The sequence below is a fragment of the Methanoculleus sp. genome, assembly GCF_036677455.1.
Taxonomy (GTDB): domain Archaea; phylum Halobacteriota; class Methanomicrobia; order Methanomicrobiales; family Methanoculleaceae; genus Methanoculleus.
In genome coordinates this window covers 149,682-175,445 of the sequence record NZ_JAVBWL010000007.1, presented here as the reverse complement: position 1 = coordinate 175,445, position 25,764 = coordinate 149,682, and the positions used below count along the sequence as shown (strand labels likewise).

The following is a 25,764-nucleotide window of genomic DNA, read 5'->3' as shown; positions in this document are numbered from 1 at the left end:
GGTGTGAAGGATGGAGATTCACCTGGACGGAGAACGTGTAGAAGTCCCGGCAGGTGCTCGGCTAGCGGATCTCCTCCCTGGACGGGACGAGCGGTGCAGCGTCGCCGTCATCCGCCCGGGCGTCGAGGAGGGTGCGGCGGAGTCGCAGGAGGTCAGGTTCGCCACCCCGGCCGGCGATATGGTCATTGAGACGGCGGAGTCGGCGCTGGTCTCCCGGCCGGACCTGGCCGGGCAGCTTCGTGCCCACTGGCAGGACCGCTACGCCGTCGCCTTCGGGCCGTTCGAGTCGGATATCAGGCCGGCACGGGAGCCGGGGCGGTATGAGCGCGGCGACGTGGTTCTCGGGTGCGGCGGCTACGACCCGTCCCGGTCCTACCTGATCTTCGTACGCATGCGGCATACCGCCGATTACGGCGCTCCGGCGGGCGGCGGCGTCATCGGCAGGGTCGTCACCGGCCGGGGGCTGGTCGACCGCATCGGCGACGGCGACCGGATCGCCGAGGTCGAGCGGATATTCAGGCGCGCCGACCGGTCGCATGCGGTCGTTACCCGCGATGCGGAATTCCTGCTCGAGGACGGGATGCAGGTCATCTCCTACGTGAAGGCGGAGGTGCAGGGCACCGGGAGCGATGGGATCGATACCGGGACCGCCCGGAGCGTCGAACATTTCCTCCTCTCCGTCCAGAGCGGCAGGTTCCCGGTGGACCGTTCTAGCAGCACCTACATCGCCGATACGCACCTCGTCCCGACGAAGGTCCCGGCGGAGTTCTCCGGGCCCCGGCTCGAGGGGACCATCACGGTCAGGACTGCCGGAAAATCCTCCGGAGCGGTCTACATCTACACACAGGGCGTATCGGCAAGCCCGGTGCATACCGTCGTCGGCCGGGTCCTTCACGGGCTTGAACTCGTCCGGTTTGCGGGTGAAGGCGACCTCCTCGCGGTCCGGGCCGAGCCGGAACGGTTCGATCTGGTCGGCCTCACCCTGGCGGAGGCAAGAGAGGTCGCCCTCCGGCGGGGGATCGCCTTCACCGCCGATGTGGACGAAGGCGACCGCGCCGTGGTCGGCCAGACCCCGGCAACGACACTCGAGGTGCTGGCCGCAGGAAAGGTCAACGTCGCAACGGAGCTCTCCAGTAACGTCGTCAACATCACCCTCGACGAGACTGCTGCACCCCGGTCGGTCACGATCTTCCGTGAGGTGACCGGGCTCAAGCACCATGCGGTCGGGAAGATGCCGCTCGCCTTCAGGTTCGAGGACGTCTTCCTCTTCAAGCCGAGGATCGGGAAGGGCGTCGGGATCATCCCGGAGAACACTCCCACGGGGGAAGTGCCGGCGTTCACCCTTGCGATGACGAACGATTCCCGGCGGGGTTCCGGCATGGTCGGCTTCCGCACGACACCGAACGCCGAGTTCGGCCCGACCTCCGAGCCGCTCACGGGTACAAACGTCATCGGGAAGGTGCTCTATCCGGGAGACCTTGCCGGTATGCGAGAAGGGAAAGCGGTGCACGTGAGGGAGGTGAGGTGATGGCCGAATACATCCCGAAATACGTGGGCACGGTGACCAAGTACGTCTTCGTCGAGTCACCGACGATGACCCCGGGCGAGCTCGCGCTCAGGGCCTACGAGGCGTCCGAGGGTGTCCTGATCAAGGAGACCTGCTTCGGGTTGCAGGTGACGGGTGAACCGGCGGCGGTCGACCGCCTCATCGAAGAGATCCGTTCCTTCGATCCCACCCACATCTTCGTCAAGGACCGCGGGTTCCCGCCCGGAGACCCGCGGCGGTGCCGGGCGAACCTCGGCGGAGCAAGGCCGGGCTACCTCGGTCACGAGCGCGAGTTCCGCATCCTCCGCTACATCACCCATGGCCTTGAGGAACTCGACCGGCGGGGCGAGGAGACGGAGGCGCCTGAAGAGGCACCTGAACGCGAGAAGAAACCCATGCTGGATATCAAACGATTACAAGAACTGATAGAGACAGAGGAGCCCTGAAGAGAATGGCAAAGGTGTTTATCTACCCTGCAACGAGCCTCATCCTCTCCGACCTGGTCGCCCGGTTCGGCCATAAACCGCTTGGTGCAGCCCTCGGCATCCGGGAGCGGATACAGACCGGCGGGGTCGACTCGCCGCCCCTGCAGATCACGCCCGAAGAGCCCAAGCGCGGCCTGAAATACGCAGCCGTCGAGGTGCCCTCAGGCGTCCGGGGCCGGATGGCGATCTACGGCCCGCTCATCGAGGAGGCCGAGGCCGCGATCATCGTCACCGAGGCCGACCTTGCGTTCGGGTGCATGGGATGCGCCCGTACCGACGAGTTGATCCTCTTCTCCCTGCGCCAGAGCGGTATTCCGATCCTGGAACTGGATTACCCCACGAACGAGGAGGAGGGCGTGCAGTTTGTTGCCGCCGTCAGGAATTTCCTCGCAGGCCTCCCGAAGGAGGGTGAAGCGTGAAGAAAGTGCGAATCGCCCAGCTCACCTGCGGCGCAGAGTACAGCGGCGTTCAGAAGGAGATCTACGATGCCGCCGAGGCGGTGGGCGCCGAGGTCTTCTTCCCCGACATCGCCCTCGCCGATGTTGAGCGAGCGGTCGATGCCTTCGGGCTGGATGTCAAGAGTGCCGACTTAAAACTGATGATAGCACGGGCCATGGCTCTCGTGGAGGGGAAGGTGGAAGCGGACGGGGTCTTCATCGGCACCTGCTTCCGGTGTGCCGAGGCGGCGATCGTCAGGAATGAACTCCGGCGGTATATCCCCGAACATTCGAAGCTCTCGGTGGTAAGTTACTCCTTCACCGAGCGGACGACCGCAGGCACCCTTCTCACGAGGATGGAGGCCCTGACCACCATCGCCCGCCGGAGAGCGCTCCTCGCCCGCGAGGAGCAGACCGGGATCACCATGGGCGTCGATTCGGGGTCGAGCACCACGAAGGCGGTCATCATGAAGGACAACAAGATCGTCGGAACCGGCTGGCTCCCGACGACCGAGGTGCTCAAGAGCGCCGAGGGCGCGGTCAACCAGGCGCTTGAGATGGCAGGGCTCACTCGTGAGGACATCCAGGCTATCGGGACCACCGGGTATGGGCGGTTCCTGATCGGAAAGCACCTTAAGGCCGACCTGATCCAGGAGGAACTGACGGTGAACTCAAAAGGCGCCGTCTACCTCGCCGACCACCAGCGGGGCGCCTCGACCGTCATCGATATCGGCGGCATGGACAACAAGGCGATCAGTGTCATCGACGGTATCCCGGGCACCTTCACGATGGGCGGGATCTGCGCCGGTGCGAGCGGCCGGTTCCTGGAGATGACCGCGAAGCGTCTCGGGGTGGATATCACCGAGCTCGGTCCCCTTGCCATGAAGGGCATGGGGAAGAACGTCCCGATGAACAGTTACTGCATCGTCTTCGGGACGCAGAGCCTGGTGAACGCGCTCGCGGCCGGCTCCTCTCCGGAAGATGTGGCGGCCGCGGCCTGCCACAGCGTCGCCGAACAGGTCTTTGAGCAGCAGTTGCAGGAGATCGATATCAAGGAGCCGGTGATCATGGTGGGCGGCACCTCGCTGATCGAAGGGTTGGTCCATGCGATGGGCCAGCTCCTGCAGACCGAGATCGTCGTCCCGCCCTACTCGCAGTACATCGGCGCGGTCGGCTCTGCCCTGCTTGCGTCCGGATTCGTCAAGGGAGAGTAGATGCCCCCGTTGAACTACTTCGTGGTCGAGTCACCCGATGCGACCGGAAAAGAGGCCTACGAGCGGATAGCGGCCGATGTTCTCCAGGACCTCGACCTGATCAAGGTGATCGACAGGCTGCACATCTACGTCGACCCGAAGGTGCCGATCTTCATCGCTGCTGGGCTGCTCCGCCATATGCCGCGGGCTATCCGTGTCAGCGACTTTGCAAACATCAACCCGGGCGAAAAGGGGATCGTGCTCGATATCGGCGACGAGACTTACCTTGCGCCGCTGCTCCAGAAACTCTGGGTCCTCTTCGGCAAAGAGAACGTCGAGCAGCCGGACCGGTTCACCGTCGTCCTCCCGGCGGGGCTGGCTGCGGAGGAGGTGCTTGAACAGATGGTGGTGACCGACCCGAGCGAGACGCTTCATAAGGACATCATCTACGCCCTGCAGTATATCGCTCCCGAGGGGTTCAAGGTCCGCCGCCAGTATATCCGGGACGAGAAGTTTTACTACGTGGCGAGTGAGGATACCCTGGAAGGCGACATCGTGGAGACGATGGTCGCGCCGATCTTCGAGAAGATGGGGGTGACACTGTGACGACGCTGGTTCCGGTGACCTACAAGGGAGGCGTCTACCGGCACGACGAGATCATGGACCTGATCGACGACCTCGGGGGCTACATCGTGCAGAAACACGTCATGGCCCAGGACGTCGTGCTCCAGTCGTTCGTGCCGCGGGACGATATCGAGCTGATCCGCCTGATCGCAAAACCGCTCGCCGGCGAGGTGACCGAGGCGCCCCTCGTCGGGACGGAGATCGCCGTGGTCAGCCCGAGCCTGGAGATCCATCACCTCCCGCACACCGCCTGCGACATCGCCGAGTACCTCCGGAGCGCCGGGGCGAAGACCAACATGGTCGGGCTTTCCAGGGGGTTCGGGAAGCGGATCGCAAACCTCAACGACGAGGAGCGGGACATCATCAACGAGCACGACCTGGCCGTCTACGCGCTCGGGAACTTTGAGGAGTGTATCCGGCAGAAGTTTCCGGCGCTCCGGCAGGGCGTCCACGTCCCGATCGTGGTGACCGGCGCCCCGGACCGCGAGACCCTTCTCCGGATCATCGACCCGCCCGTCGAGGGTTACGTCGGAGGGGTGGGGAGGATCATGCACCGGTTCAAGCGCCCGGAGGAGCTCGCGAAACTCGACGAGCTGGTGGACGAGGTCTCCCGCATCCTTGATGCCCGGCGTGACGCCCTTGCACGCGACCCGCTCTCGATCTTTCCGCCCCGCCTGATGGCGATCATCGAGGAGCGGATCCATGAGGTCAGCATGCTGACACACCCGACGCCGGTGACCGCCCAGATGGAGGGCCTCCGGGTGAAACTTCCCTATGACCCGTATGCCCCGGCAGTCCGGTCGCTTGAGGTCGCCGACGGGGTCACCGTGGGGGATATCGCCGACGTTACGCCGTCACGGATGCGCAATTACATATTGATACGAATTAAACCATTCTCGGATACCAGGATATTGGTGTAGCGATGGATTTTGAGAAGATTCTTGCAAGGGTTGCGGAGCGGGGGTCGGATGCCATAGCGGGGGAACTCCTCCGGGATATCGAGGCCGAATATGGCAGGGTTCCCCTGATTTTTGAGCGGATGTCTGAGCGGCCCGAGATCCTCATCTCGCACCTGTTGTATAAGGGCGCCGTCACCGAGACAAGCCAGCTCGAGCCGAAGGTGATCGAGCTGATCAGCCTTGCGGTGGGGGCCGCGCTGAAGTGCAGCCACTGCGTCGAGTACCATATGCAGTCGGCGATAGCGAAGGGCGCGACCCGGGCCGAGATCCTGGAAGTGATCCTGATCGCGGGGATGCTCGCGAACTCTGCGGTCCTCGCGGATGCCTACCGGGTGGTGGACGGTTCTGGCCCCTGCCCCTCCTGCGACATCAACGGCACGGGTCTCAACAAGACCTGTTCCGACGAGTGACCTGCCTCAGGTATCCGGAGCATGTGCGGTATTGCCGGGCAGTTTGTCCTGAACGGGGGGGAGGCGGACGCGGGCCTCGTCGGGGCCATGGCGGAGCGACTCTCCCACCGGGGTCCCGACGGTGAGGGGAGGTATTTCTCCGGTCCGGTCGGCCTTGCTCACCGGCGCCTCGCGATCATCGACCTCTCCGAAGAAGGCCGGCAGCCGATGGGGAGTGAGGATGGGTCGCTTCAGATCGTCTTTAACGGCGAGATATACAACTACCGCGAGCTCCGGGAAGAACTCTTCGCCGCCGGCCATCGTTTCGCTTCTGCAACCGATACGGAAGTGATCCTGCATGCCTACGAGGAGTGGGGGCGGGATTGCCTCGCCCGGTTCAACGGGATGTGGGCGTTCGCCCTCTGGGACGGCCGGCGCCGCGAACTCTTCTGCGCCCGGGACCGCCTGGGCGTCAAGCCGTTCTACTACACCACGGCTCGAGGGTCGTTCCTCTTTGCATCTGAGATCAAGGCGCTCCTCGTACACCCTGAGGTGGGCAGGGGCGCAAACGACCGAATGCTCATGACGTTCCTTGCCTGGGGGGTTGCGGACCATACCCCCGAGACGATGTACGACGGCGTCTTCCAGCTCCCGCCGGCCCACTCGCTCGTCGTCTCGGAGGGCGGCATAGGCGAACCGGAGCGTTACTGGGACGTCGTGATGAACGGCGCCTCGCGGGGAGCCGGCGATGACGAGGCCGCCCGCCGGGTCCGGGACCTCCTGACCGACGCGGTCCGGCTCAGGCTCAGGAGCGACGTCCCGGTCGGCACCTGCCTCTCGGGCGGCATCGACTCCTCGACGGTCACCGCCCTGATCAACGTTCTCCTCCGGGAGGAGGGTCCGGAGAGCGTCGGCGAGCGGCAGAAGACGTTCTCGGTTTGTTTCGACGATCCCCGGTTCGACGAGAGCAAGCATATCGATACGATGGTTGCGGCGACGGGGGTCGCGAGCCACCGGACCACCCCCGATACGAAGGGGCTCTGGGAGGATATCGAGAGGCTCCTCTTCATGCAGGACGAACCGTTTGCGTCCCTCTCGATCTATGCCCAGTACTGCGTGATGCGGCTTGCCGGAGACGAGGTGAAGGTGGTTCTCGACGGACAGGGGGCCGACGAGCAACTCGGGGGCTACATCGCCTACCAGGCGCCCTACATCCGGGGCCTTCTTCGGCGCCGGGAGTTTCTTGCTGCCCTCCGGGAGGGTATCGGGAGCGCGAGGCGTCATGGGTCCTTCTTCTCGTGGGCGGCCCGGCAGTCCCGGGTCCGGTCGAAGCGCCGCTGGCTCCTCCGGGGGGAGGCGCCGGCGGTTCTCCGGTATGCGGGATCGCTCGACGAGGTGCTGAAACGGGAGGTCACTGCCTCAAACCTCCCCCTCCTGCTGCACTGGGAGGACCGGAACTCGATGGCCTTCTCGATCGAGGCCCGGGTCCCGTTCCTTGACTACCGGCTGGTGGAGTACCTCGCAGGGCTCCCGCTCGACCAGAAGGTTCGCGGCGGCGTCACGAAGTACGTCCTCCGGCGGGCGATCCGTGGGCTGGTCCCGGAGGCTATCAGGTGCAGGATGGACAAGATGGGGTTCGTCACCCCCGAAGAGGCCTGGATGAAAGACGAACTCGCGCCCGAGATCCTCGCTCTCTTCTCCTCGCCGGAGTTTTCCCGGCGCCCCTACTGGGATGCGGACCAGGTGCTCCGGAACTACCGGGCATTCCTCGACGGGAAGAGTGAGTATTCCACCGAGTTCTGGCGGATAGCCTGTGCTGAGTTGTGGCTCCGACAGTTCGACTGAACGACGGCTCCCATCACTCTTTCTCTCCCGGGCAAACCCTTCCTTTCTCCCGGAGACCTCTTCCGGCATATACCGCGAGCAGGACGGAGAGGACGCCGGTGACGAAGATGCCGTCGAATATCCCTGCGCCTCCTATGGCGAGGACTGTCGCCTGGCCTCCGGCGAGCGCCGCAAGCACGTCCGGGTTTATGAGGTTGAGGATATCGGCGCCGAGCAGGGTACCCATGGTCCCGCCCGCGTAGGCAAGTCCGGGTGCGGTCTGGCAGCCGCGAGCGAGGAGGAGCCCTGTGATGGCGCCTGCGAGGGGTGCGATATAGAACGGCATGGTGATCCCGAGGCCGGGGACCGGCGTTGCGAAGACGTAGGCGACGAGCGATACGACGGCGACGGCGACGAGAATCTTGTAGCGCGAGACCCTGCCTCCGGCGACCGTTGCGGCGGTCACGATGATCGGGATGACGGCACCGCCGACGTTGACTGCGATGACCGCTTCTCCCACCGGTATGAGCGGTATATCGATCAGGCTGCCGAGGAGCGCGCCTGCGGTCACGAGCATCGCCTGGTAGAACCGGAGCCCGATCGATTCAAAGGCCCCTTCGGTGATGAGGAGCAGGTTGAATATGACCAGGGCCGGTATCAGGACGGCCAGGGCGATGAGGATATGCTCCGGGCTGAACGGAACCGGCAGAATCGTGATTGTCGGGAGTTCAGTCTCCATGGGCCGGGTATACTGGACTGATCATCCCATATAGGTTGATCGGCACTTCTGGGTGATCCCCGGGCCTGCAAACTGATAACGGTGCCGTTCTGCTTCACTCAACCGGGATGCTATGCTGGAATTCGGGCATACTTAAACGCTCTTACTCTGGAAACAGCATTTTATAGAAAATAGAAACCTTAACCGACGCTTTTTATATCCATTTCTAAATAGATATATTCATATGGTGATAACAAAAATAGTGTAAACCGATAGTTCCTTCTCCGAATTGAATAACAGGCACCGGATAGCACATCTCCAGGATATCCAACGGAGATGAGCCATCATCCAGGAATACCTGGCGTATATGTCGGAACTATGGGCGATTGAAGATGATCTCGTTCTATCTGACCGGCCGTATCTGTGTGGAGGGGCATGGCTGCCTTTACCGTTGAGGATCTCGTCCAGCACCTGGAACGGCTTCAGGCACGAGGCCCGATCCCGTTCAGCGTGAAGAGCGGAGAGGTTCTGGGTCTCCTCTGCACGTGTGGCCGGACCCGGCAGACTCTGATCGCCATTCTCATGACGATCCTCTACCCCGTCCCCGGGTTTGCCGAGCATTCGCCTCTTTCAATCCTTGGGAACCTCGGGGACGTGCGGCGGAGCATGGGCATCGTCCTCCGGGAGCCGGTGCTCGATCCTGCGCTGACCGGCAGGGAGAACCTGGACTTCCATGCACGGCTGCAGGGGCTGGGTGAGCGGGCCCGGGACCGGAGAATTTCTGATACCATAGACCTCTTCGGGCTCGCCGAGAACGCTGCCGCTACGGTTGAGACCTATACCCCGTCTCTGGTGCAGCGCCTTGAGATCGCCCGGGCGTACCTTGCACACCCACGCGTCCTTCTCCTCGCCGGGCCGACGGTGGGGCTGGATGAGTCCGGTCGTCGTGAAATCTGGATCCTGCTCCGGCGGTTGAACCGCGAAAGGAGGGTGACGATCGTCTTTACGACCGACGACCCGGAAGAAGCGACGGCGGTCTGCAACCGGGTTGCGGTGGTGGATGGCGGGGAGGTTGTTGCCCTGGACACCGCGGAGACCTTCCGCACAATCATGGCCGTCAAAGGTGCCCAGCTCGAGTTCGATGATACCGCCTAGGTCTCCGGGCTTTGCGCTGGTGATTGAACGCTACGTATACAGGCGACCCGGTGAACCAAAATCTATTTACACCTGCAACCGCGACATGGATGCATGACCAATTTCCGTTCTCCGCTTACGTCTTTGTTCATCGCCGGAAGCACTATTGCGGCCGTTTTGATAGGCGGATGCGTTGGAGGTGACCCCGCTTCGGGAGACCGGGTCAACCGGACTTTATCCCCGGCCGAAGCGTCCGCCCTGATCGAAGAGATGAAACAGGATCCAAAATTCGTCATCATCGATGTCCGGAGACCGGATGAGTATGCCGGCGGGCATATTTCGGACGCAATCAACATCGACTCGGCACAGATCTCCGAGCGCCTTAATAGCCTTGACCCGGACGGAACCTACCTTCTCTGTTGCCAGCGGGGCGGGCGGAGCGCCGGTGCCCGTGAGGTGATGGAGGAGGCCGGATTTGAGAACGTTTACGAGGTCAAAGGCGGCATGAGCGCCTGGCAGGCTGCCGGGCTCCCGGTGGTCAGGGGTTGACCCCCCTGGTCCTCATCCGTTGCGCTTTACGTAAGTGACGCCTTCCGGCTCTTTCTCCCGGGTCTCTCTATCATGACGGTGCGGGAATTCGGTTGAAGAGCCTCAGCTTTGACCCCGGCATGGCGAGTTACCCGATCAAACAGTCGAAGATGAGGAGAAACGCTTTCCTGAAACTCTCGATTGCAGCGGTACTAAACCCGATGTCCTCCCCGGTGGGGCGTTATAAAAGCGCAACGTGGCGGTCTTTCGGCCATATGCGAGATTACTGCCCAGGGATCTGGAAAAAAGATGCTTTATCCGATATAACTGAGTTCTTCCCGGCCCCGGGCTTCTTCGGCTTCCTGAATATTGGCGATCATCTGCTCCATATCCGCGGCCCGCTGCTGCAGGGAGGTATGGTCGACCTCGATCCCCATCAGGCGTGAGAGAACGGTGAGGAGGCTGTCGGCGCTCTTCGGGTCGACGATGTAACCGCTCGTCTCGCCCATCAGGCAGACCCCCTCGATACCCCGCTGTTCGCCGAGGCCGAGCAGGAGCCCCGACGCCCCCACGATCATCCCGCCGCTTCCGGCGTTCTCAAACGACCCCCCGGCCGCCTCAACGTCCGGCCGGAGATGCTCCATGTTGACGGAGCAGAGCACTCTCGGGCTCTCGACCAGGTGGCCGACGCCGTATCCCCCGAGTGCGTAAATCCGCTGGACACCGAGGTCCTCGGCGATATCAAGGTAACTCTCGGCGAGGATATAGTGCCCTTCCGCCGAGGTGCTCTGGAAGTCGCCTACGAGAAAGAGGACTGCCCTCCCGTCTCTCTCAGAGCGGTAGATCTCGTTCTTGACCAGGCGGGTGACGCCCCGGTCGTCGACGATCACCTGCGGGGGGAAGTGGATGGAGGAGATCTCGCCTATCTTCTCGGCTTCGAGTTCGTGGATCAGGTGGTCGGCAACAAGTTTTCCGACGTGCCCGATGCCGGGCAGGCCCTCGACCAGGATCGGGGCATCGATATTCTCGTCCCTTGAAAAACTCACTCTGACGTGTTCCATCTGCGTACCGCCCTCCTGTAGTTGCCGTACCTGTCCTGCGGGGAAAAACGGGCCGGATGGGCCGGTCGTGTCGGCCGGCCGCAGACCGGGCAGACCGAAGAGAGTGTGTAGTTCCGGTCGTGCGGACAGCGGCGAATGCGGTTACTCATGCAGTCTTATCCGGCCTTCTGCTTCCGGACAAACTTGCCGGAACCGCCCGCCCGCTCAACCACACCGACGGCGGCACTTGCCGCCTTCTCGATCGCCTTCTCAGCTTCCTTATAATCGGGTGCAGTCACTTTTATCCGGTATTTTGGAGCTCCAACGTAGATCAGGTCGATCTCTACGTCGTCAACCTTCGGCTGCGCACTCCGGAGCGCCCTGCGGATCACGTTGACACCGTCGGGCCGGGCCGATGTCAGGATGAGGTGCCCGGTGATGGTCACCTTCGAGACCTTCACGTTCTCGTGCGCTATGGCGATGAGCGATTTCCGGACCGGTTCATCGAGTTTCAGCCTCTCTGCCGCCTCGCCGCCGGTGGTGACGATATCCTCGAAGGCCGGGTACAACAGGCCGTATTCGCGGTATATGGCCCCTTCGATCACCTTCTGGTCCACTCCCGTTGCTTCAGATGCGAACCCGACCCATTTCGCGGCCTTCTGCTCGCTCTTCCACTCGTGAACCTTCTCGCGCCGCTGGTGCTCGTTTACGTCTTTTAACGAGAGATCGATGTGGCCGCGGTCAGGGTCCACATTCAGGACTTTACAGACGACCTTCTGTCCTTCTCGTACGTAGTCCCGGATGTGCTTAATCCAGCCCCGCGCTATCTCGGATATCGGTATGAGCCCTCTTCGCCCGTCGTACTCATCCAGGGTCACGAACGCTGCAAAATCTTTGACGTCGGCGACCGTGCAGACGACGAGTTCTCCTTCTTCGGGCCACTCTCTCTCGTGCATGGAATTCTCACTCAAGTACTGCCAGTATCTCAGCCTTTATATCTGCTTTTCCGCCGTGAGGTTCTGCAAGGATACGCCCGCAGACGCTGCACTCCACAACGGTACTCGCTCTCTCAAAGACTATCTGTTCATTCTCACAGTCTGGGCACTTTACCCGGAGGAATGTGCTCCTGTTCTCTCTGTTCAGCCGGACCATAATAACCTCACTCCGTAAGTTCAAATTTCCCGATCCTGAATCCCGGCCGGAGATGCTCTTTGCCGCAGACCGTACACCGGTATTTCACGTTGATCTTCTTCGTCGGCTTGTCGCCGCCGGGCACCTTGCTGAATTTGCCCATGTTGCCAACCATGCTCCTGCGCCCCTTCTGGCGGTCGATCCAGTTAAAGTGGCGTACCTTGCCCTTCTTCACTTTCACGACTTCATGAACCTGGTGGTTCCTGCAAAACGGGCAGTACGTCTTGAATTTGGACGGCATTTTCATGATAGTAACCTCTATTCAATTAATTCGAGTACCTATATCACTTGTTAAGCCTAATATTTAAGGCTATGTCGTGCTCGCAGAGCACGTCTGCATTGTTTTCCGGGAGAGTGACGATATCCCCCTGCTTCAACACGTAGGTCCTGCCGTCCACTCCCATGAATGACTCCATATCGGAGCGGATGTGCACGAGGGCGTAGGGAGACTGGATGGGGCGGGGAGCAGGGGTTCCGAACGCCTCCGATCCGGAGGCTTCCGGGGCTTCGTCGACGATCCCGGCTTCATCGCTCCGGAGAGCGGCAGCCGCGCCGTCACCGAAGGGGTACTCCCCCCCGTGGACGAGCGTCTCCCGGCACCCCTCGATGGCCTCGATGATCTTCCCGTACATCGCTCGTTCTGCCGGGAGCATCTTCCGGGCCTCTTCCTTATCGAAGTACTGCCCCTCGATCTGTTGGAATGCAAGACCGAGGATCTGCCGGGTCCGGACCGAGAAGATCTCCTGGACGGTCTCGGTGACGCTTCCAATCTCCTCGATGATCAGGCTTCCCGCCCGGCTCTCCAGGGGGTTTTTCAGGCCGTAGTAGTCCGTCTTGAGTTTCTCGACGTACGCCCGGGCATCGTCGTAGAGGTCGGGCTCGATATCCGAGAGCCTTCCCGAGTGCTGCATGTCAAGCAGCATCTGCCGCAGTTTCTCAAGGAGGTTCGCGGCCACCCGTCATGCACCTCCGGTGATCTCTGCCATGTTCCGGCAGCAGAGGAAGACTGCAAGCGCCTCGGGAACGTTCGCAGGCCCGGTCTTGAGCGCGTAGGTGTTTCCGAGCAGGGATGTGGTGAAGTTTGCCTTCATCTCCACCCGCACCTCCCGGTCGCCGAAGGCCACCGCGTCCACGAGCGGGTCGAAGTCCGTGAGGTCTCCGATCTCGAGCGGCACCACGCGCATGCCGCTGCCACCGTGGAGCGATCCCGGCGTCCGGATCAGCCGCTTGATATCGGTCGTGACCGGCTCGTCTGCACGTGCTCCCGCGTCCCGGACCCGGTTCTCGAAGTCGGGTGCGGCCGCGATGGCCCGGACAACCCGGTTCTGCAGGAGGTCGCCGGGGTCCTTCCCGGAGAGGGCGTCGAGGTCCGCGAGGAACTCCGCGGCCGCCCGCTTGCTGATGCCCGGGAGCCCCGTCAGGGAAGCCGTTGCCTCGGTGGGATCAAGACCCGGGAGCCGGAGCAGGTGGGACCGGAGAGCATCGATGTAGCGTCGCCGCCACCCGGTCCGGGTGCCCCCCGGAGCAAGCATCACGGCGGGGTCAAGCCCGATGCCGCAGACGTAGTCGACGACCTCGCGCCGCTCCGGGCTCCCCCATCCCCTGACCGCGATATCGGTGACATGGATATGGTAGCCGCGCCCCCCCGAGAAGGCGATCCGGATATGGTTCCGGGCAAAGCCGAGTTCATCGATCAGCATCTCGACCAGTTTCTCGGTCTCTTCCTTGACCCGCGCAAGCATCATCGCGTAGGGGCCGCGGACGATCTGGTCTGCATCCAGGTCGAAGATCAGGTCGGCACCGGCCCAGTTCTTATCGTTCATCGTCGGTGCCGACGGTGTCTGGTAGTAGGCCGTCGAGTAGTAGACGTGGGCGGGGACCAGGTTCCTGACGTATGCGGCAAGTTCTTCGCGGTCCATAAACGCCATATGCCGCCGCATCCGGACTTCGGCCGCGGCGTCAAAGAAGACAAACCCCCATTCGCGCTGCTCAAGGGAGGACGGAACGGTGAGGTTCTGCCTCTGGTAATACTCGGTGAACCTCTGTTTCACAAACTCGAGCGTCGCGGGCCTCATGGGAATGTCTTGATCATGTATGGGCCCACTTGTTCATATCCCTGTTTCCTGTAGTAAGGTCGCACCCCGACACCGCTCATCACCGCGAGGCGCCGGCAGCCGTGGTCGCGGGCCTCCTCCTCGGCCGTGGAAAGGAGCCGGGCGCCGAAACTGCGGTGCTGCCACTCTTCGGCGCCTGCCTCGGTGCTGATGGGGACCACGCTCCCGTAGACATGGAGCTCGCGCAGGAGCGCCGCGTCGGCGAGGTCGCCCGGGAGGGGGCGGTCCGGGAACCGGAGCCGGGCGAACCCGACGAGGGTGTCCCTGGTGCCCGCCTGGATGAACCGCTCCTCCCCGCCGCAGGCCCGGTAGGCATAGGTCGAGACCTCTGCCGCCTCCGGCGCGGCTGTCCTCCCTACCTCGCGGCACCGAATGCACCGGCAGCGGAGCCCCTGCTCATGGAGCCGCGCCTCTGCAAGTTGCCGGAAGTTGCTGTGCCGGGAGCCCGCGACGATCAGTTTTGCCGGGATGTCCCGCTGGATCCGCTGGAGACGGACATACTCCGGAAGAAGCGATTTCGCATAGGCGATGAGGTCTATCAGCTCCTCCTCGGTGTAGGGCCGGTACTCCCCCCGCTCCCAGAGGCTCTCGATCTCTGATCCCGGTGTTACCAGGGTCGGATAGATCTTCAGGAAGTCCGGCCGGAACCGCGGATCGGCGAAGAGGTCCTCAAACATCCGCCGGTCGTCTGCCAGGCTCGCTCCGGGGAGGTTCGGCATCACATGGAACCCCACCTTCAGCCCGGCGTCGCGCAGGAGGCAGTTTGCCGTGACCGAGTCCGCGACCGTGTGGCCCCGCCGGTTGTAGTCGAGGATCCGGTCGTCCAGGTGCTGGACACCGAGCTCCACCTTGGTCACGCCCATCGCGAGCATCCGGTTGACGTGCTCCTCCCGGCACCAGTCGGGCCTCGTCTCGAAGGTGGTGGCGACACACCGGACCCGAGATGACTCGTTTGCTCCAAAGATGGCCGCGAGATCGGGCTCTTTCTGCGGTTCCCCGGCCCGGGGGTAGTCGTTCATCGCCTGCACGGCAGCGCCGACGAACCACTCCTGGTACTCGACCGGTCGGGCGGTCATCGTCCCGCCCATCACGATCAGCTCCGCCTTGTCGACATGGTGCCCGAGCGCCTCGAACTGTCCGAGGCGGGCCTGCACCTGATCGTAGGGGTTGAACGCGTGTTCTCGGGCCCGGAGCGCCGCGGGTTCCTCTCCCGTGTAACTCTGGGGGGATTTGAAGGGATGCTCCGGTCCGCCGGGGCAGGGGAGGCACTTCCCGTGCGGGCAGGGGTGGGGTGAGGTCATCACCGCGACGGGTGCCACCCCGGAGATGGTCCGGGTGGGTTTGACCAGGAGAAGCGGTCGGAGCCGCTCATGCTCCCCCGGGGTAGCTCTTGCGAGGACAGCGGAGTTTTTTGGCATATTGACGCTGTGTTCCCGGCAGACTTCGAGTTTTATCTTCTGAATATCGGCGTTCTCGCCAAAAGAAAGGATGCGGGAGATGATCTCCCGGAGTGGATCGATATCGTTCATTGTTTACAGTTCGGTTGCAATCCGTTCGGAGGACTGAAAATCGGCGTGGTATTCGATGTAAGGATCGTGGTGAGCCCTGATATGGTGGACGATCTCGTCACCCAGGGTGAGGATAGCTTTTTTATGCGTTACCTTGTTCTTATGGATATGGACGGGTGAGATGTGGAGAGCGTTATATCGGTCGGTCTCGATATCCTCTTCGGTTGTGGTTTCATAATACTTCTTGATGTGGACTAACAGCATGTGTAAGTGGAGAAGCTCTTCCTTTTGCACAATATCACCTTTCCTCGAAGAATACTACTGTGTCCTCAGGTAAATATAATTTGTTGGTGATGTTTTTATATGAATGAGATGCGGGCGGTCGGGGCGTTCATCGGGCTTGCAATCGGGGATGCTCTGGGCGCGCCCCTGGAAGGCCTACCCCCGGCCCCTATCGCCGTAACGGAGATGCAGGGGGGCGGCATTCACAACACCCTCCCCGGTCAATACACCGACGACACCCTGCAGGCGGCGGCACTTGCAGAGACTCTTGTCCGGTGCGGGAGGTTCGACCCGGACGACTTCGCCCGTCGCCTGGTTCTGGTGTATCGAGCCCATCCGGAGTTCTTCGGGCCGACGTCCCGGGCCGTCCTGGACCTGATTGAGAACGGCCTCTCGCCGTTCGTTGCCGCGAGGACGGCGCATGAGGCGCGAGGAGGAAGCAGGAGCAACGGGAGCGTGATGCGCGGGGTCCCGGTCGGGATCGTCTACCCCCCGGATGAGGTGCGGGAGGTGAGCCTCGCCGCATCGAGGGTCACCCACTTCGACCCCGTCGCCGGTGAGGCATCGGCGTTCGTCAACCGGATGGTCAGCGGGATCTGCCGGGGGGAAGAGGTGGATGCGGCCTTCAGGCAGGCCTTTGCCGCCTGTCCTGATCCGGAACTCCGGGGGCTGCTCGAGGATTACCGGGCATACCCGCCCGAGCCCTCTCTCGATGCCGTCCTCTGCACCCATTGCGCCGTCAGGGTCTTCATGGAAGCCTCATCCTTCCGTGAAGCGGTCGAGCGCGCGGTCAACCTCGGCGGCGATGCCGACACCGTCGGCGCGATCGTCGGCGGTCTCGCCGGGGCGCGGTTCGGGTTCCAGGCAATCCCCGCGTCGTGGCTTGAGGTGCTCTCTGACCGCGAGGAACTCCTCGACCTCGCCCGCCGGCTCTGGTCCGCGAGCCGGTTGTAGAGAATAGTGAACGAGCCTCCACGTGGAGCCGTAAAGAACGGATCGATGCCGCAGCCCTAGACCGGCCGCAGTTCCACCAGTTTCAGGGAGCGGCCCCGTTCGCAGACATCAGGAGCGTTGCCGAGGACCTCGCCGACGACGTACTTCTCCCCCTCGATGATGCCGTCGGGGCGGCAGAGCCGGTAACTCCGGCAGCCCGTCCTCGGGCAGGAGAACTCGTAGCTGACCTTTGAGTTCACAATCGCCATATCGGCGCCGATGAGCGCGACGACGGGAGCCTCCACGACATCGATCGCGACCGCCGCCTCGTGGTGGACCGGGCAGTCGTGCCGCGTGTTTGAGCGGATCGCGACGATCCGGTACTTCTTCCCGGGCTGCAGGTTATGGCAGGCCTTCTGCACCTTGCAGCCCCCGCACTCGGTGCACGTGCTGCCTTCGTACACGAACTCAGTTCCAACTCTCGCGAGCATCGCCCCGATCAGCGTCACTTTTGTCTTCTCGTTTACCATTTCGTCTCACTCCCGGTAGAGCATCTTCACGAGGCTCCGTGCCGACTCCCTTGTTAACCCCATATCCAGTATCGTGAACCGCTCCGGCCGGATCGTCCGGGCGGCGAGGAGCGCCTCTACGGCCGTCTCATCGTCGACACCGATCTCGGCGGGGGTGGTCGGTGCGCCGATCTTCCGGAGCGAATCCCGGATCGCCTTCCAGTCCCCGCCGTGGAGATACATCGTGATGATCGTCCCGATACCGCATTTCTCCCCGTGGAGGCCCATATTCGGCGCAAGCCGGTCCAGGGCGTGGGCAAACTTGTGCTCGCCGCCGCTCGCGGGACGGGACGATCCCGCGATGCTCATCGCAACGCCTGATGAGAAGAGCGCCTTTGTCACAATCCAGGCACTCTCCTCCGAATGCGGTTTGATGAGATCGGCGTTCCGGAAGAGGATCTCGGCGGTCATCCGGGAGAGCGTCAGCGCGTACTCGGAGATCGGCTCTCCCCTGAGGCGGTGAGAGAGTTCCCAGTCGAGGATTGCAGTATGGTTTGCTATGATATCCGCACACCCGGACGCGAGCAGCCGATGAGGCGCCGATGCGATGATGCCGGTATCGGCGATGACGGCGATCGGCGGTTCGGCGGCAAGCGATACGTTCCCGTCGGCGGTCGGGACCGAGGCCCGCGACGACGCGATGCCGTCGTGCGATGCGGCAGTGGGAACGCTGATGAAGTGGCGGTCGGCGTTGTAGGCGGCGATCTTCGCGGTATCGATGACCCGGCCGCCCCCGACACCGATGACGAACCCTGCCTCCACTGCCGCCGCCTCGGCCTTCTTGATCGTCTCGAGGGGGTCGCCTCCGGCGGTGAGCGTTGCAACGTCGTAGAATCCGGAGAGAAGCGTCTCGACCCTCTTCCCGGCAACATCCCGTGTCTGGTCCCCCGAGATGATGAGCACAGACTCACCCAGAGTAAGGTCTTCGCAGACAGCCGGGATCTGCTCGAGGACATCGTGGCCGATGACGACGTCCCGGGGGAGCTGCATCCATTTGGACTTGTCGAAGACCTTGGTTCTGAGTAGGTTTATGCCGTCCGCGCTCATTTAGATCAGTAATGATTAGGGAGTTCCTCTACAAATATTACATCGATCCCATCCGTTACGGGCAGGCGTATACGCTCGTCGATACGCTGACCTATGCCCTGATCCTCATCGTAGCGGTCTACCTCGTCTACCGGGGACTCCGGCGGTATAAGATTGCCGTCGACGGCGAACTCGTGCTTGCGACCCTGCCCTTCGTCGTCCTCGGCGGGCTTCTCCGTGTCGTCGAAGATACCGGGATGATCACTTCCGACTTCCGGTTCCTCCTGATCACCCCCCTCATCTTCTTCACGATATTCGGTATCGCGGTAGTCGCCCTCTTTCTCGGGAAACTCGCGGAGAACGCCGGGCTCGTCGCCCGTTACAGCCGGGTCTACGGGGGGGTGGGCATCGTCGCCTCCCTTCTCGCCGCTCTGGCGCTCGTCTGGTTCGGCCTGACCGAGACGACGATTGCGCTCGACGTCCTTGCCGTCATCCTCACCCTCGCCCTCGTCTCGTCGCTTGCCCTCTGGGCATTCCTTGTTTACGTGCTGAAATGGGACTACGCCTCAAACATCCTCTACAAACTTCTCATCTTCGGCCACATGCTGGATGCGAGTGCGACGAGTTACGGCATCGATCTCCACCCCATCCACTACGTGGAGCAGCATGTCGTGGGTTCGAGCCTGATCGAGTTGACCGGCACCGCGTTCTCGATGTTCCTCCTCAAGCTCGCGGTGCTCATCCCCGCCATATACGTCCTCGAGATGTACCGGCGGGAGGGGAACCTTGAACTCTGGCATCTCATCCTGCTTGCCATGATCGTCGTCGGCATGGCGCCGGGGATACGGGACCTTATGCGGATGGTGCTCTATGTCTGAAGTCCCGGTCGCCCGGGCCACCGGCCTTGCGGCTCTCTTCTTTGTCGTCTCGATCGGTCTCGGCGTCGTTGCCGTGGCGAGCGACCCGGGTCTCGGCGAGGAGGTTCTGGCCCTCTTCAGCGACCAGGTCGTCGGCCAGCTCCTCTCCGACTCCCCGGCGGTCCTTGCAGGGAAACTCTTCCTGAACAACCTCTCCGCCTGCCTCCTCCTCTTTCTCGGGGGAGCATCGCTCGGTCTGGTCACGATGCTGATCCTCTCGGTCAACGGGCTCCTGATCGGTGCGGTGACGGAACTCATGCGGCAGCAGCAGGGTATGCTCTTCATTGCGGCGGCGCTTGTACCGCACGGTATCTTCGAGATCCCCGCCTTCCTCATCGCAGGCGGCCTCGGTCTTCTCCTCGGGCAGGGTCTCATCGCCGAGTGGCAGGGACACGGTGATGCCGCTGCTCTCGCGGTGCCTCTCGCCAGCCGCTTTCTCCGGATCGTCGTCCCGCTCCTCGCGATTGCCGCGTTCGTGGAGGCATTTATTACGCCGGCAGTCCTAAGTATGATCGCTTAAATGAGCGGCAGATCACAATTTTGAGGTACGAGAGGGATGGAAGAAGATACAGGCGCACTGCCCCGGAAAGAGGATTTTTCCGCGTGGTACAACGAAGTTCTCTGGCGAGCCGAGATCATGGACGTCCGCTACCCGGTCAAGGGGCTGTACGTCTGGTACCCCCACGGGTTCGGCATCAGGAAACGTGCATACGGGATACTCCGGGACCTGATGGATCGCGACCACGCCGAGACGATGTTTCCACTCCTGATCCCGAAGACCGAGTTCATGAAGGAGGCCGAGCACATCAAGGGCTTCGAGGACGAGGTCTACTGGGTCACCCACGGCGGTACGAACGAGCTCGACGTGCCGCTTGCTCTCCGGCCCACGAGCGAGACCGCTATCTACCCGATGTACTCCCTCTGGATCCGGTCCCATACGGACCTGCCCCTGAAACTCTACCAGATCGTCAATACGTTCCGCTACGAGACGAAACATACCCGCCCGCTCATTCGCCTCCGGGAGATCACGTCATTTAAGGAGGCGCATACGGTGCATGCGACGTGGGAAGAGGCGGCGGCGCAGGTCGAGGTCGCCCTCAGCCTGTATAAGGAGTTCTACGACCGCCTCCGGGTACCGGTGATCGTCTCCCGCCGCCCGAGCTGGGACAAGTTCCCGGGCGCCGACTACACCATCGCGGTCGACACCATCATGCCCGATGGGAAGACCCTCCAGATAGGGACGGCGCATATGCTCGGCGACCACTTCTCCCGCACCTACGATATCACCTACGAGGATACAAACGGGGAGCGACAGTACGCCTACCAGACCTGCTACGGTATCTCCGAGCGGTCGATCGCCGCCGTCATCAGCGTGCACGGCGACGATAAGGGGCTTGTGCTGCCGCCGGAGGTCGCGCCGATCGAGGTCGTCATCGTCCCGATCATCGTCGGGAAACGGCGCGACGAAGTGCTCTCTTCCGCCGCGGCGCTTGAGGAGGAACTCCGGGGTGCCGGGTTCGTCGTGAAACTGGACGACCGGGATATGCGCCCGGGCGCGAAGTACTACCATTGGGAGATGCGCGGCGTGCCGCTCCGGATCGAGATCGGGCCGCGTGATATCGACGCGAACACGGTCGTCGCCGTCACGCGGAGCGGCAGAAAGATCACGCTTGACCGGCGCGGCGTCGTTGAGGGCGTCTCCTCCGTCCTCGCCCAGTTCGGGGAGGAACTCTTGCAGGCAGCGCACCAGGCTATGGCGGGGCGGATAGCCGTGGTCGGAACGCTTGAGGAGACCAGCGAAGCGGTGAAGACCGGGGTTGCCGTCGTTCACTGGTGCGGCTCGCAGGAGTGTGCAGAAAAGATTGAGACGGCGGTGGATGCAAGCATCCTCGGGTCTGATATCCGATCGGACCTGATCACCGTCTCGGACGGTCCGTGCATCGCCTGCGGCGGGAAGGGCACGTCCACCCTGGTTGCCCGGACCTACTGATCAGCAGGACGGGCAGGTATACGTTCTTTTGTGTTCGGGGGACAAGAGGTCTCCCGATATCTCCGCCTTTCCTCCGGAGAGGAATATTCTGCCGCACTTTGCGCATCTCTTCGGGAGCAGCCGCTCCCAGCCACTCATCGGAACTTCCAGGTTGAACGGCATCTTCTCCGCGTCGGCGGGGTTGCACTGGGCGAGCTCCTCATACCGGGAGAGGACCTGCATGACCTGAAGCGGGCTTGCTCCCTCGTTGCAGAACCGTTTGAAGACGTAGAATTGAAAGATCATCCACCCAAGGTCGGAGCGCTCGAGGGTCTCCTCGTACTCGCTGCAGGTCCCGTCGTCTTCGTCGAGGGAGTAGCCGCAGAGGGGGCAGCGCCCACCCACGAGCTCGTCCAGGAAGACCTCTTCATGGCAGCTGGGGCAGGTGGTGTGGGGGGTATGCATTCTGGAAGTCATGGTTTGTACTGGCCTCATACCTTTTACTCTTCCAGGAACACATGGCGGGGCCACGTGCCTTCTGGAAGCATTCCACGCAAGGGTGCGCGGTCTCTACGAGTGCTCTGAGGTTTACTACGTATTGCGCTCGGTGTGCTCTTATACGTGTCGAATGCGGTGATCGGATCCGCGGAGCCCCGCGAGGTTGAGGTCCTGGCTCCCGGAACCGCAGAACCCGCTAAAATCGGTGCCTGGAGGCTGTCCGGGGAGCACTGGCTTCTTACGGTCAGGCCGCCCTCACCGCCGCACGCCCGGCTGACCGGCTCCTCACGCGAACCTGCAATGTCCTCAAATCAACCTCGTTATCCCGAACCAGGCCGCCTGCGGAGAGGATGGCGCATGATTTTTATAGGTTGGCGGGCCCTCTTACCCGTATGGCATCTCCGGCGGCATCAGAAGTCTACATCATTGACGCATCGGATCGGCACCACGCCGTTGAAACGCTCTGGCACGAGATCGGTCCTCCCCCCCTCGAGGGGAAGACCGCTGCGGTCAAGGCGAACTTCAACAGCGACGACCCGTTCCCGGCGACGACTCACCCCGATATGCTGGAGGCGGTCCTCGGAGAGATCCGCGACGCCGGTGCCCGGGAGGTACGGCTCGGGGAGCGGAGCGGTATGGGGACAACCCATGCGGTGCTGAAGAACCGGGGCGCCGTCGAGATCGCGGCCCGGACGGGAGCAGAAGTGGTGGCACTCGACGGTCTCTCCCTCGATGGGTGGGAGGCGATCCCGCCGGACGGTCTCCACTGGGAGCGAGGGTTCCTGATCGCCCGGCTCTTCCGGGAGGCCGATGCGGTGGTCCAGACCTGCTGCTTGAAGACGCACCGATTCGGCGGACACGTCTCCCTCTCCCTGAAGAACCCGGTCGGGGCCGTGGCGGAGAGGGATCCCGGGACAGGCTACAACTACATGGCAGAACTGCATGCTTCGCCGTACCAGCGCAGGATGATCGCCGAGATCAACCGGTTCTTTCCCTGCGACGTCGCTATCCTGGATGCAACGGAAGGATTCTCGAGCGGGGGCCCTGAACGGGGCGATATCATCGCGCCGAACGTCATCCTCGCGAGCACCGACCGGGTCGCCCTCGATGCCGCAGGGATCGCCCTCCTCCGGCGCTACGGCTCGACGCCGGAGGTGATGCGGGGCCGGATCTTTGCGATGGACCCGATATCCCGGGCGACAGAACTCGGCATCGGTGTTCGGTCGGCAGAGGACCTCAGGCTCGTCGCACTTGACTCCGAGAGCAAAGAGATCGCCCTCGATATGCGACGGATCCTGGACGAGGCCGCGTAAATCAGAAGAAGAGGTGGTCGAGCAGGATCCGGAGGCCGATGCCGATCAGGATCACCCCGCCAAGAACCTCGACCCTCCTCCCGAAGACCCGGTCGAGCGAACTCCCTATCAGCACGCCGACGGCGGAGAGGATGAAGGTCACGACGCCGATCGTGACTGCGGGCCAGAGGATCGGCGTATCCAGGACGGCAAACGTGACGCCAACGGCGAGCGCGTCGATGCTCGTCGCAACGGCGAGCAGGAGGAGCGTGGCCACGCTCCCGGCGGCGAACTGCACGTTCTCGCCGTCCTCCCGGACTGCCTCGACGATCATCTTCCCGCCTATCAGGGCAAGCAGGAAGAAGGCGATCCAGGGGGCGTAGGCCCCGACGAACGAGGCGAGGCTCACCCCCCCGAGCCACCCGAGCACCGGCATCCCTGCCTGGAACCCGCCGAAGAGCGCCCCGATGATGAGGGCCCACCGCCCCCGGTCTTTCCGCACGGTAGCCCCTCCGCTGATCGAGACGGCAAAAGCGTCCATCGCGAGCCCGACGGCGATGAGGAGGGTGGTTACAAACTCCATTGCTTCCATAACACTCCAGCGCGATGCCTGATAACGCTGTTGTCGGCGGTTGTTATATGGCTGGAGTGCCCTACCGATACGGAGAGATGATACGATGAGCACGCAAACGATCGGCCTCATCCAGACAGCGGTGGAGAGCGACCCCGACCGCAACCTGGCCCACATCCTCGATATGGCGAGAGCGGCAATCGCGAAGGGTGCGCGGATCCTCTGCCTGCAGGAACTCTACCGGTTCCCCTACTTCCCGCAGTATGAGGACACGGACGCCTCCATCTACGCCGAGACCATACCGGGTCCCTCGACCGAAGCGTTCGCGGCGCTTGCCCGGGAGCACGAGGTGGTCATCGTCGTGCCGCTCTACGAACGGGCGGCATCCGGCGAATACTACAACACGGCGGTGGTGATCGATGCCGATGGAAGGCTGCTCCTCCCAGCCTACCGGAAGGTGCATATCCCCTACGACCCGCTCTTCTACGAGAAGGCCTACTTCCGGCAGGGGGACCGCTACCGGGTCTACGACACCCGGTACGGCCGGATTGCCGTGCTCATCTGTTACGACCAGTGGTTCCCGGAGGCCGCGAGGACGGTTGCACTGCAGGGCGCGGAGCTCATCATCTACCCGACCGCCATCGGGAGGATCGCCGGGGAGGAGGCGCCCGAAGGCGACTGGCGCGAGGCGTGGGAGACGATGCAACGGGGCCATGCGATCGCAAACAGTGTCCACATCGCCGCCGTCAACCGGGTCGGCGCCGAGGGGGATATCCAGTTCTTCGGGAGCTCGTTCGTCGCCGATGCCTTCGGGAACGTTCTTGCCCGGGCGAGCGAGACCGCCGAAGAGGTCCTCATCGTCGAGGTCGACTTCTCAGAGAACGAGACGATCCGGGAAGGCTGGGGTTTCTTCCGGAACCGGCGGCCTGAGACCTATAAGGCGCTCACCCGGCGGCTCCCGCCGGGCCGGACCCCTGCTCTCTCCGGCTACCGCATGCTGGCGGAGTGGGAGCCGCACGATGCCGTCTGGCTCTCCTGGCCCCATGACCGGGAGACGTTCCCCGACCTTGCCGGCGCGGAGCGGGCCTACGTCGAGATCATCGCGGCGCTCCGGGGGTCTGAGACCGTTGACCTCCTCGTCACGAGCGAGGCGATGCGCACCCGCGTCACAGCGATGCTGGAAGAGGAGGGCATCGATACGGCCGGCATCCGGTTCCACATCGTCGATTATGCCGATGTCTGGTTCCGGGACTACGGGCCGACGTTCGTGGTCAACCAGAAGGCGGAGAGCCTTGCGATGGTGGATTGGACGTTCAACGCCTGGGGGGAGAAGTACCCGGAACTCATGAAGGACACCCGGGTCCCGCTCATCATGAACCGTGACCTGGGCCTCCCCATCTTCACGCCCGGGATCGTCCTCGAGGGCGGTTCGATCGAGGTGAACGGGTGCGGCACGGTGATCACGACGGAGGCGTGCCTCCTGAATCCGAACCGGAACCCGCACCTCTCCCGTGAGGATATCGAGGCCTACCTGGAGGCCTACCTCGGCGCCGGTCACGTCATCTGGTTGAAGGAGGGTATCGCCGGCGACGACACCGACGGCCATATCGACGACGTTGCCCGGTTCGTGGGCCCGACGACGGTTCTCTGCGCCGTCGAGGAGAACGAGGACGACGAGAACTACGCCGTCCTGCAGGAGAACTACGATCTCCTCCAATCGTCGACCGACCAGGACGGCAATCCCCTGACGGTCGTCCCGCTCCCGATGCCGGGAAGGGTCGGCGGGGAAGAGCGGCTGCCGGCAAGTTACGCGAACTTCTACATCAGCAACACCGTCGTGCTGGTGCCGGTCTTCGGGCACCCAAACGACGAGGTCGCTCTTGCGCGAATTCAGCAGGTCTTCCCCGACCGGGAGGTCGTCGGCATCGACTGCACGGCGATGGTCGCGGGTCTTGGCGCGATCCACTGCATCAGCCAGCAGCAGCCGTCGCCGGGGTAGGCCTCGATATCCTCACGG

The 25,764-nt window shown here is 63.0% G+C and carries 30 protein-coding genes; 16 read left to right on the top strand and 14 right to left on the bottom strand.

Features of this window, described 5'->3' with window-relative positions; translation table 11 throughout:
• The first annotated feature begins 10 nt into the window (after positions 1-10).
• The 8 genes from mmp3 to asnB are packed head-to-tail and all read left to right on the top strand — an operon-like array spanning position 11 to position 7,478.
• Entirely contained in the window at positions 11-1,528 is a 1,518-nt protein-coding gene (gene mmp3, locus V6K60_RS02430) for a methyl-coenzyme M reductase-associated protein Mmp3 (RefSeq protein WP_332448920.1), read from the top strand.
• Positions 1,528-1,992 carry a methanogenesis marker 6 protein gene (locus V6K60_RS02425; RefSeq protein ID WP_332448919.1) on the top strand — a complete coding sequence of 155 codons (465 nt, stop codon included), beginning with the start codon at positions 1,528-1,530 and terminating at the stop codon, positions 1,990-1,992. Before mmp3 ends, V6K60_RS02425 begins: the two co-directional genes overlap by 1 nt.
• Positions 1,993-1,997: 5 nt before the next feature.
• Positions 1,998-2,450, top strand: coding sequence for a methanogenesis marker 5 protein (locus tag V6K60_RS02420; RefSeq protein ID WP_332448918.1), 453 nt, complete (start codon positions 1,998-2,000; stop codon positions 2,448-2,450).
• A complete protein-coding gene (locus V6K60_RS02415; protein ID WP_332448917.1) occupies positions 2,447-3,682 on the top strand; it encodes a methanogenesis marker 15 protein in 1,236 nt (411 codons plus the stop codon). Before V6K60_RS02420 ends, V6K60_RS02415 begins: the two co-directional genes overlap by 4 nt.
• On the top strand, positions 3,683-4,267 hold the full coding sequence (locus tag V6K60_RS02410; RefSeq protein WP_332448916.1) for a methanogenesis marker 17 protein: 585 nt from the start codon (positions 3,683-3,685) through the stop codon (positions 4,265-4,267). It begins immediately after the preceding gene.
• A complete protein-coding gene (locus V6K60_RS02405) occupies positions 4,264-5,205 on the top strand; it encodes a methanogenesis marker 7 protein (protein ID WP_332448915.1) in 942 nt (313 codons plus the stop codon). The genes V6K60_RS02410 and V6K60_RS02405 overlap by 4 nt, the downstream gene beginning before the upstream one ends.
• 2 nt (positions 5,206-5,207) lie before the next feature.
• Entirely contained in the window at positions 5,208-5,654 is a 447-nt protein-coding gene (locus V6K60_RS02400) for a carboxymuconolactone decarboxylase family protein (RefSeq protein WP_332448914.1), read from the top strand.
• 21 nt (positions 5,655-5,675) lie between these two features.
• Positions 5,676-7,478, top strand: coding sequence for an asparagine synthase (glutamine-hydrolyzing) (gene asnB / locus V6K60_RS02395; RefSeq protein ID WP_332448913.1), 1,803 nt, complete (start codon positions 5,676-5,678; stop codon positions 7,476-7,478).
• Between the two features lie 13 nt (positions 7,479-7,491).
• Here the strand turns inward: asnB and V6K60_RS02390 are convergent, their stop codons facing one another.
• Positions 7,492-8,196, bottom strand: coding sequence for a DUF1614 domain-containing protein (locus V6K60_RS02390; RefSeq protein WP_332448912.1), 705 nt, complete (start codon positions 8,194-8,196; stop codon positions 7,492-7,494).
• 414 nt (positions 8,197-8,610) lie between these two features.
• Between V6K60_RS02390 and V6K60_RS02385 the strand changes: the two genes are divergently transcribed.
• Both V6K60_RS02385 and V6K60_RS02380 read left to right on the top strand, forming a co-directional pair.
• Entirely contained in the window at positions 8,611-9,330 is a 720-nt protein-coding gene (locus V6K60_RS02385; protein ID WP_332448911.1) for an ATP-binding cassette domain-containing protein, read from the top strand.
• A gap of 249 nt (positions 9,331-9,579) precedes the next feature.
• Positions 9,580-9,858 (top strand): rhodanese-like domain-containing protein, encoded by a 279-nt coding sequence (locus V6K60_RS02380; protein WP_332448910.1) that lies wholly within the window; start codon positions 9,580-9,582, stop codon positions 9,856-9,858.
• Positions 9,859-10,151: 293 nt separating this feature from the next.
• On the opposite strand, the gene V6K60_RS02375 is transcribed toward V6K60_RS02380, so the two are convergent.
• The 9 genes from V6K60_RS02375 to V6K60_RS02335 are packed head-to-tail and all read right to left on the bottom strand — an operon-like array spanning position 10,152 to position 15,954.
• Positions 10,152-10,898 carry a proteasome assembly chaperone family protein gene (locus V6K60_RS02375; RefSeq protein WP_332448909.1) on the bottom strand — a complete coding sequence of 249 codons (747 nt, stop codon included), beginning with the start codon at positions 10,896-10,898 and terminating at the stop codon, positions 10,152-10,154.
• On the bottom strand, positions 10,880-11,047 hold the full coding sequence (locus V6K60_RS02370) for an RNA-protein complex protein Nop10 (protein WP_332448908.1): 168 nt from the start codon (positions 11,045-11,047) through the stop codon (positions 10,880-10,882). Before V6K60_RS02370 ends, V6K60_RS02375 begins: the two co-directional genes overlap by 19 nt.
• Before the next feature lie 6 nt (positions 11,048-11,053).
• Positions 11,054-11,833: a translation initiation factor IF-2 subunit alpha gene (locus V6K60_RS02365; RefSeq protein WP_332448907.1), complete on the bottom strand. Its 780-nt coding sequence runs from the start codon at positions 11,831-11,833 to the stop codon at positions 11,054-11,056.
• 7 nt (positions 11,834-11,840) lie between these two features.
• Positions 11,841-12,029, bottom strand: a complete 189-nt coding sequence (locus V6K60_RS02360; RefSeq protein WP_292386402.1) for a 30S ribosomal protein S27e — start codon at positions 12,027-12,029, stop codon at positions 11,841-11,843.
• 7 nt (positions 12,030-12,036) lie between these two features.
• Positions 12,037-12,315 carry a 50S ribosomal protein L44e gene (locus tag V6K60_RS02355; RefSeq protein ID WP_332448906.1) on the bottom strand — a complete coding sequence of 93 codons (279 nt, stop codon included), beginning with the start codon at positions 12,313-12,315 and terminating at the stop codon, positions 12,037-12,039.
• 37 nt (positions 12,316-12,352) lie between these two features.
• A complete protein-coding gene (locus tag V6K60_RS02350) occupies positions 12,353-13,024 on the bottom strand; it encodes a hypothetical protein (RefSeq protein WP_332448905.1) in 672 nt (223 codons plus the stop codon).
• A 3-nt stretch (positions 13,025-13,027) separates the two neighbouring features.
• Positions 13,028-14,143 (bottom strand): DNA primase small subunit PriS, encoded by a 1,116-nt coding sequence (locus tag V6K60_RS02345; RefSeq protein WP_332448904.1) that lies wholly within the window; start codon positions 14,141-14,143, stop codon positions 13,028-13,030.
• A complete protein-coding gene (locus V6K60_RS02340; protein WP_332448903.1) occupies positions 14,140-15,711 on the bottom strand; it encodes a tRNA uridine(34) 5-carboxymethylaminomethyl modification radical SAM/GNAT enzyme Elp3 in 1,572 nt (523 codons plus the stop codon). The genes V6K60_RS02345 and V6K60_RS02340 overlap by 4 nt, the downstream gene beginning before the upstream one ends.
• A 3-nt stretch (positions 15,712-15,714) precedes the next feature.
• Complete coding sequence (locus V6K60_RS02335) at positions 15,715-15,954, bottom strand: UPF0058 family protein (RefSeq protein ID WP_442919542.1); 240 nt, start codon at positions 15,952-15,954, stop codon at positions 15,715-15,717.
• A 99-nt stretch (positions 15,955-16,053) separates the two neighbouring features.
• Between V6K60_RS02335 and V6K60_RS02330 the strand changes: the two genes are divergently transcribed.
• Positions 16,054-16,926 carry an ADP-ribosylglycohydrolase family protein gene (locus V6K60_RS02330; RefSeq protein ID WP_332448901.1) on the top strand — a complete coding sequence of 291 codons (873 nt, stop codon included), beginning with the start codon at positions 16,054-16,056 and terminating at the stop codon, positions 16,924-16,926.
• Between the two features lie 56 nt (positions 16,927-16,982).
• Here the strand turns inward: V6K60_RS02330 and V6K60_RS02325 are convergent, their stop codons facing one another.
• Together V6K60_RS02325 and V6K60_RS02320 are read right to left on the bottom strand one after the other, a co-directional pair.
• Positions 16,983-17,435, bottom strand: coding sequence for a UPF0179 family protein (locus tag V6K60_RS02325; RefSeq protein ID WP_332448900.1), 453 nt, complete (start codon positions 17,433-17,435; stop codon positions 16,983-16,985).
• A gap of 6 nt (positions 17,436-17,441) precedes the next feature.
• Positions 17,442-18,521 carry an NAD(P)-dependent glycerol-1-phosphate dehydrogenase gene (locus V6K60_RS02320; RefSeq protein WP_332448899.1) on the bottom strand — a complete coding sequence of 360 codons (1,080 nt, stop codon included), beginning with the start codon at positions 18,519-18,521 and terminating at the stop codon, positions 17,442-17,444.
• Positions 18,522-18,532: 11 nt separating this feature from the next.
• Between V6K60_RS02320 and V6K60_RS02315 the strand changes: the two genes are divergently transcribed.
• From V6K60_RS02315 to proS, 3 genes are read left to right on the top strand one after another with little or no spacing between them, the layout of a single operon-like run.
• Positions 18,533-19,378, top strand: coding sequence for a DUF63 family protein (locus V6K60_RS02315; protein WP_332448898.1), 846 nt, complete (start codon positions 18,533-18,535; stop codon positions 19,376-19,378).
• Positions 19,371-19,937 (top strand): stage II sporulation protein M, encoded by a 567-nt coding sequence (locus V6K60_RS02310; protein ID WP_332448897.1) that lies wholly within the window; start codon positions 19,371-19,373, stop codon positions 19,935-19,937. The genes V6K60_RS02315 and V6K60_RS02310 overlap by 8 nt, the downstream gene beginning before the upstream one ends.
• A gap of 36 nt (positions 19,938-19,973) precedes the next feature.
• Positions 19,974-21,407 (top strand): proline--tRNA ligase, encoded by a 1,434-nt coding sequence (gene proS / locus V6K60_RS02305; protein ID WP_332448896.1) that lies wholly within the window; start codon positions 19,974-19,976, stop codon positions 21,405-21,407.
• On the opposite strand, the gene V6K60_RS02300 is transcribed toward proS, so the two are convergent.
• On the bottom strand, positions 21,408-21,851 hold the full coding sequence (locus V6K60_RS02300) for a hypothetical protein (RefSeq protein WP_332448895.1): 444 nt from the start codon (positions 21,849-21,851) through the stop codon (positions 21,408-21,410).
• 425 nt (positions 21,852-22,276) lie between these two features.
• On the opposite strand from V6K60_RS02300, the gene V6K60_RS02295 reads away from it, so the two are divergent.
• The gene (locus tag V6K60_RS02295) at positions 22,277-23,197 is read left to right on the top strand and encodes a DUF362 domain-containing protein (RefSeq protein WP_332448894.1); all 921 of its coding nucleotides are present in this window, start codon (positions 22,277-22,279) and stop codon (positions 23,195-23,197) included.
• Position 23,198: 1 nt separating this feature from the next.
• Here the strand turns inward: V6K60_RS02295 and V6K60_RS02290 are convergent, their stop codons facing one another.
• A complete protein-coding gene (locus V6K60_RS02290) occupies positions 23,199-23,759 on the bottom strand; it encodes a manganese efflux pump MntP (protein WP_332448893.1) in 561 nt (186 codons plus the stop codon).
• A 94-nt stretch (positions 23,760-23,853) separates the two neighbouring features.
• Between V6K60_RS02290 and V6K60_RS02285 the strand changes: the two genes are divergently transcribed.
• Entirely contained in the window at positions 23,854-25,746 is a 1,893-nt protein-coding gene (locus V6K60_RS02285) for an agmatine deiminase family protein (protein WP_332448892.1), read from the top strand.
• Positions 25,747-25,764 lie beyond the last annotated feature (18 nt).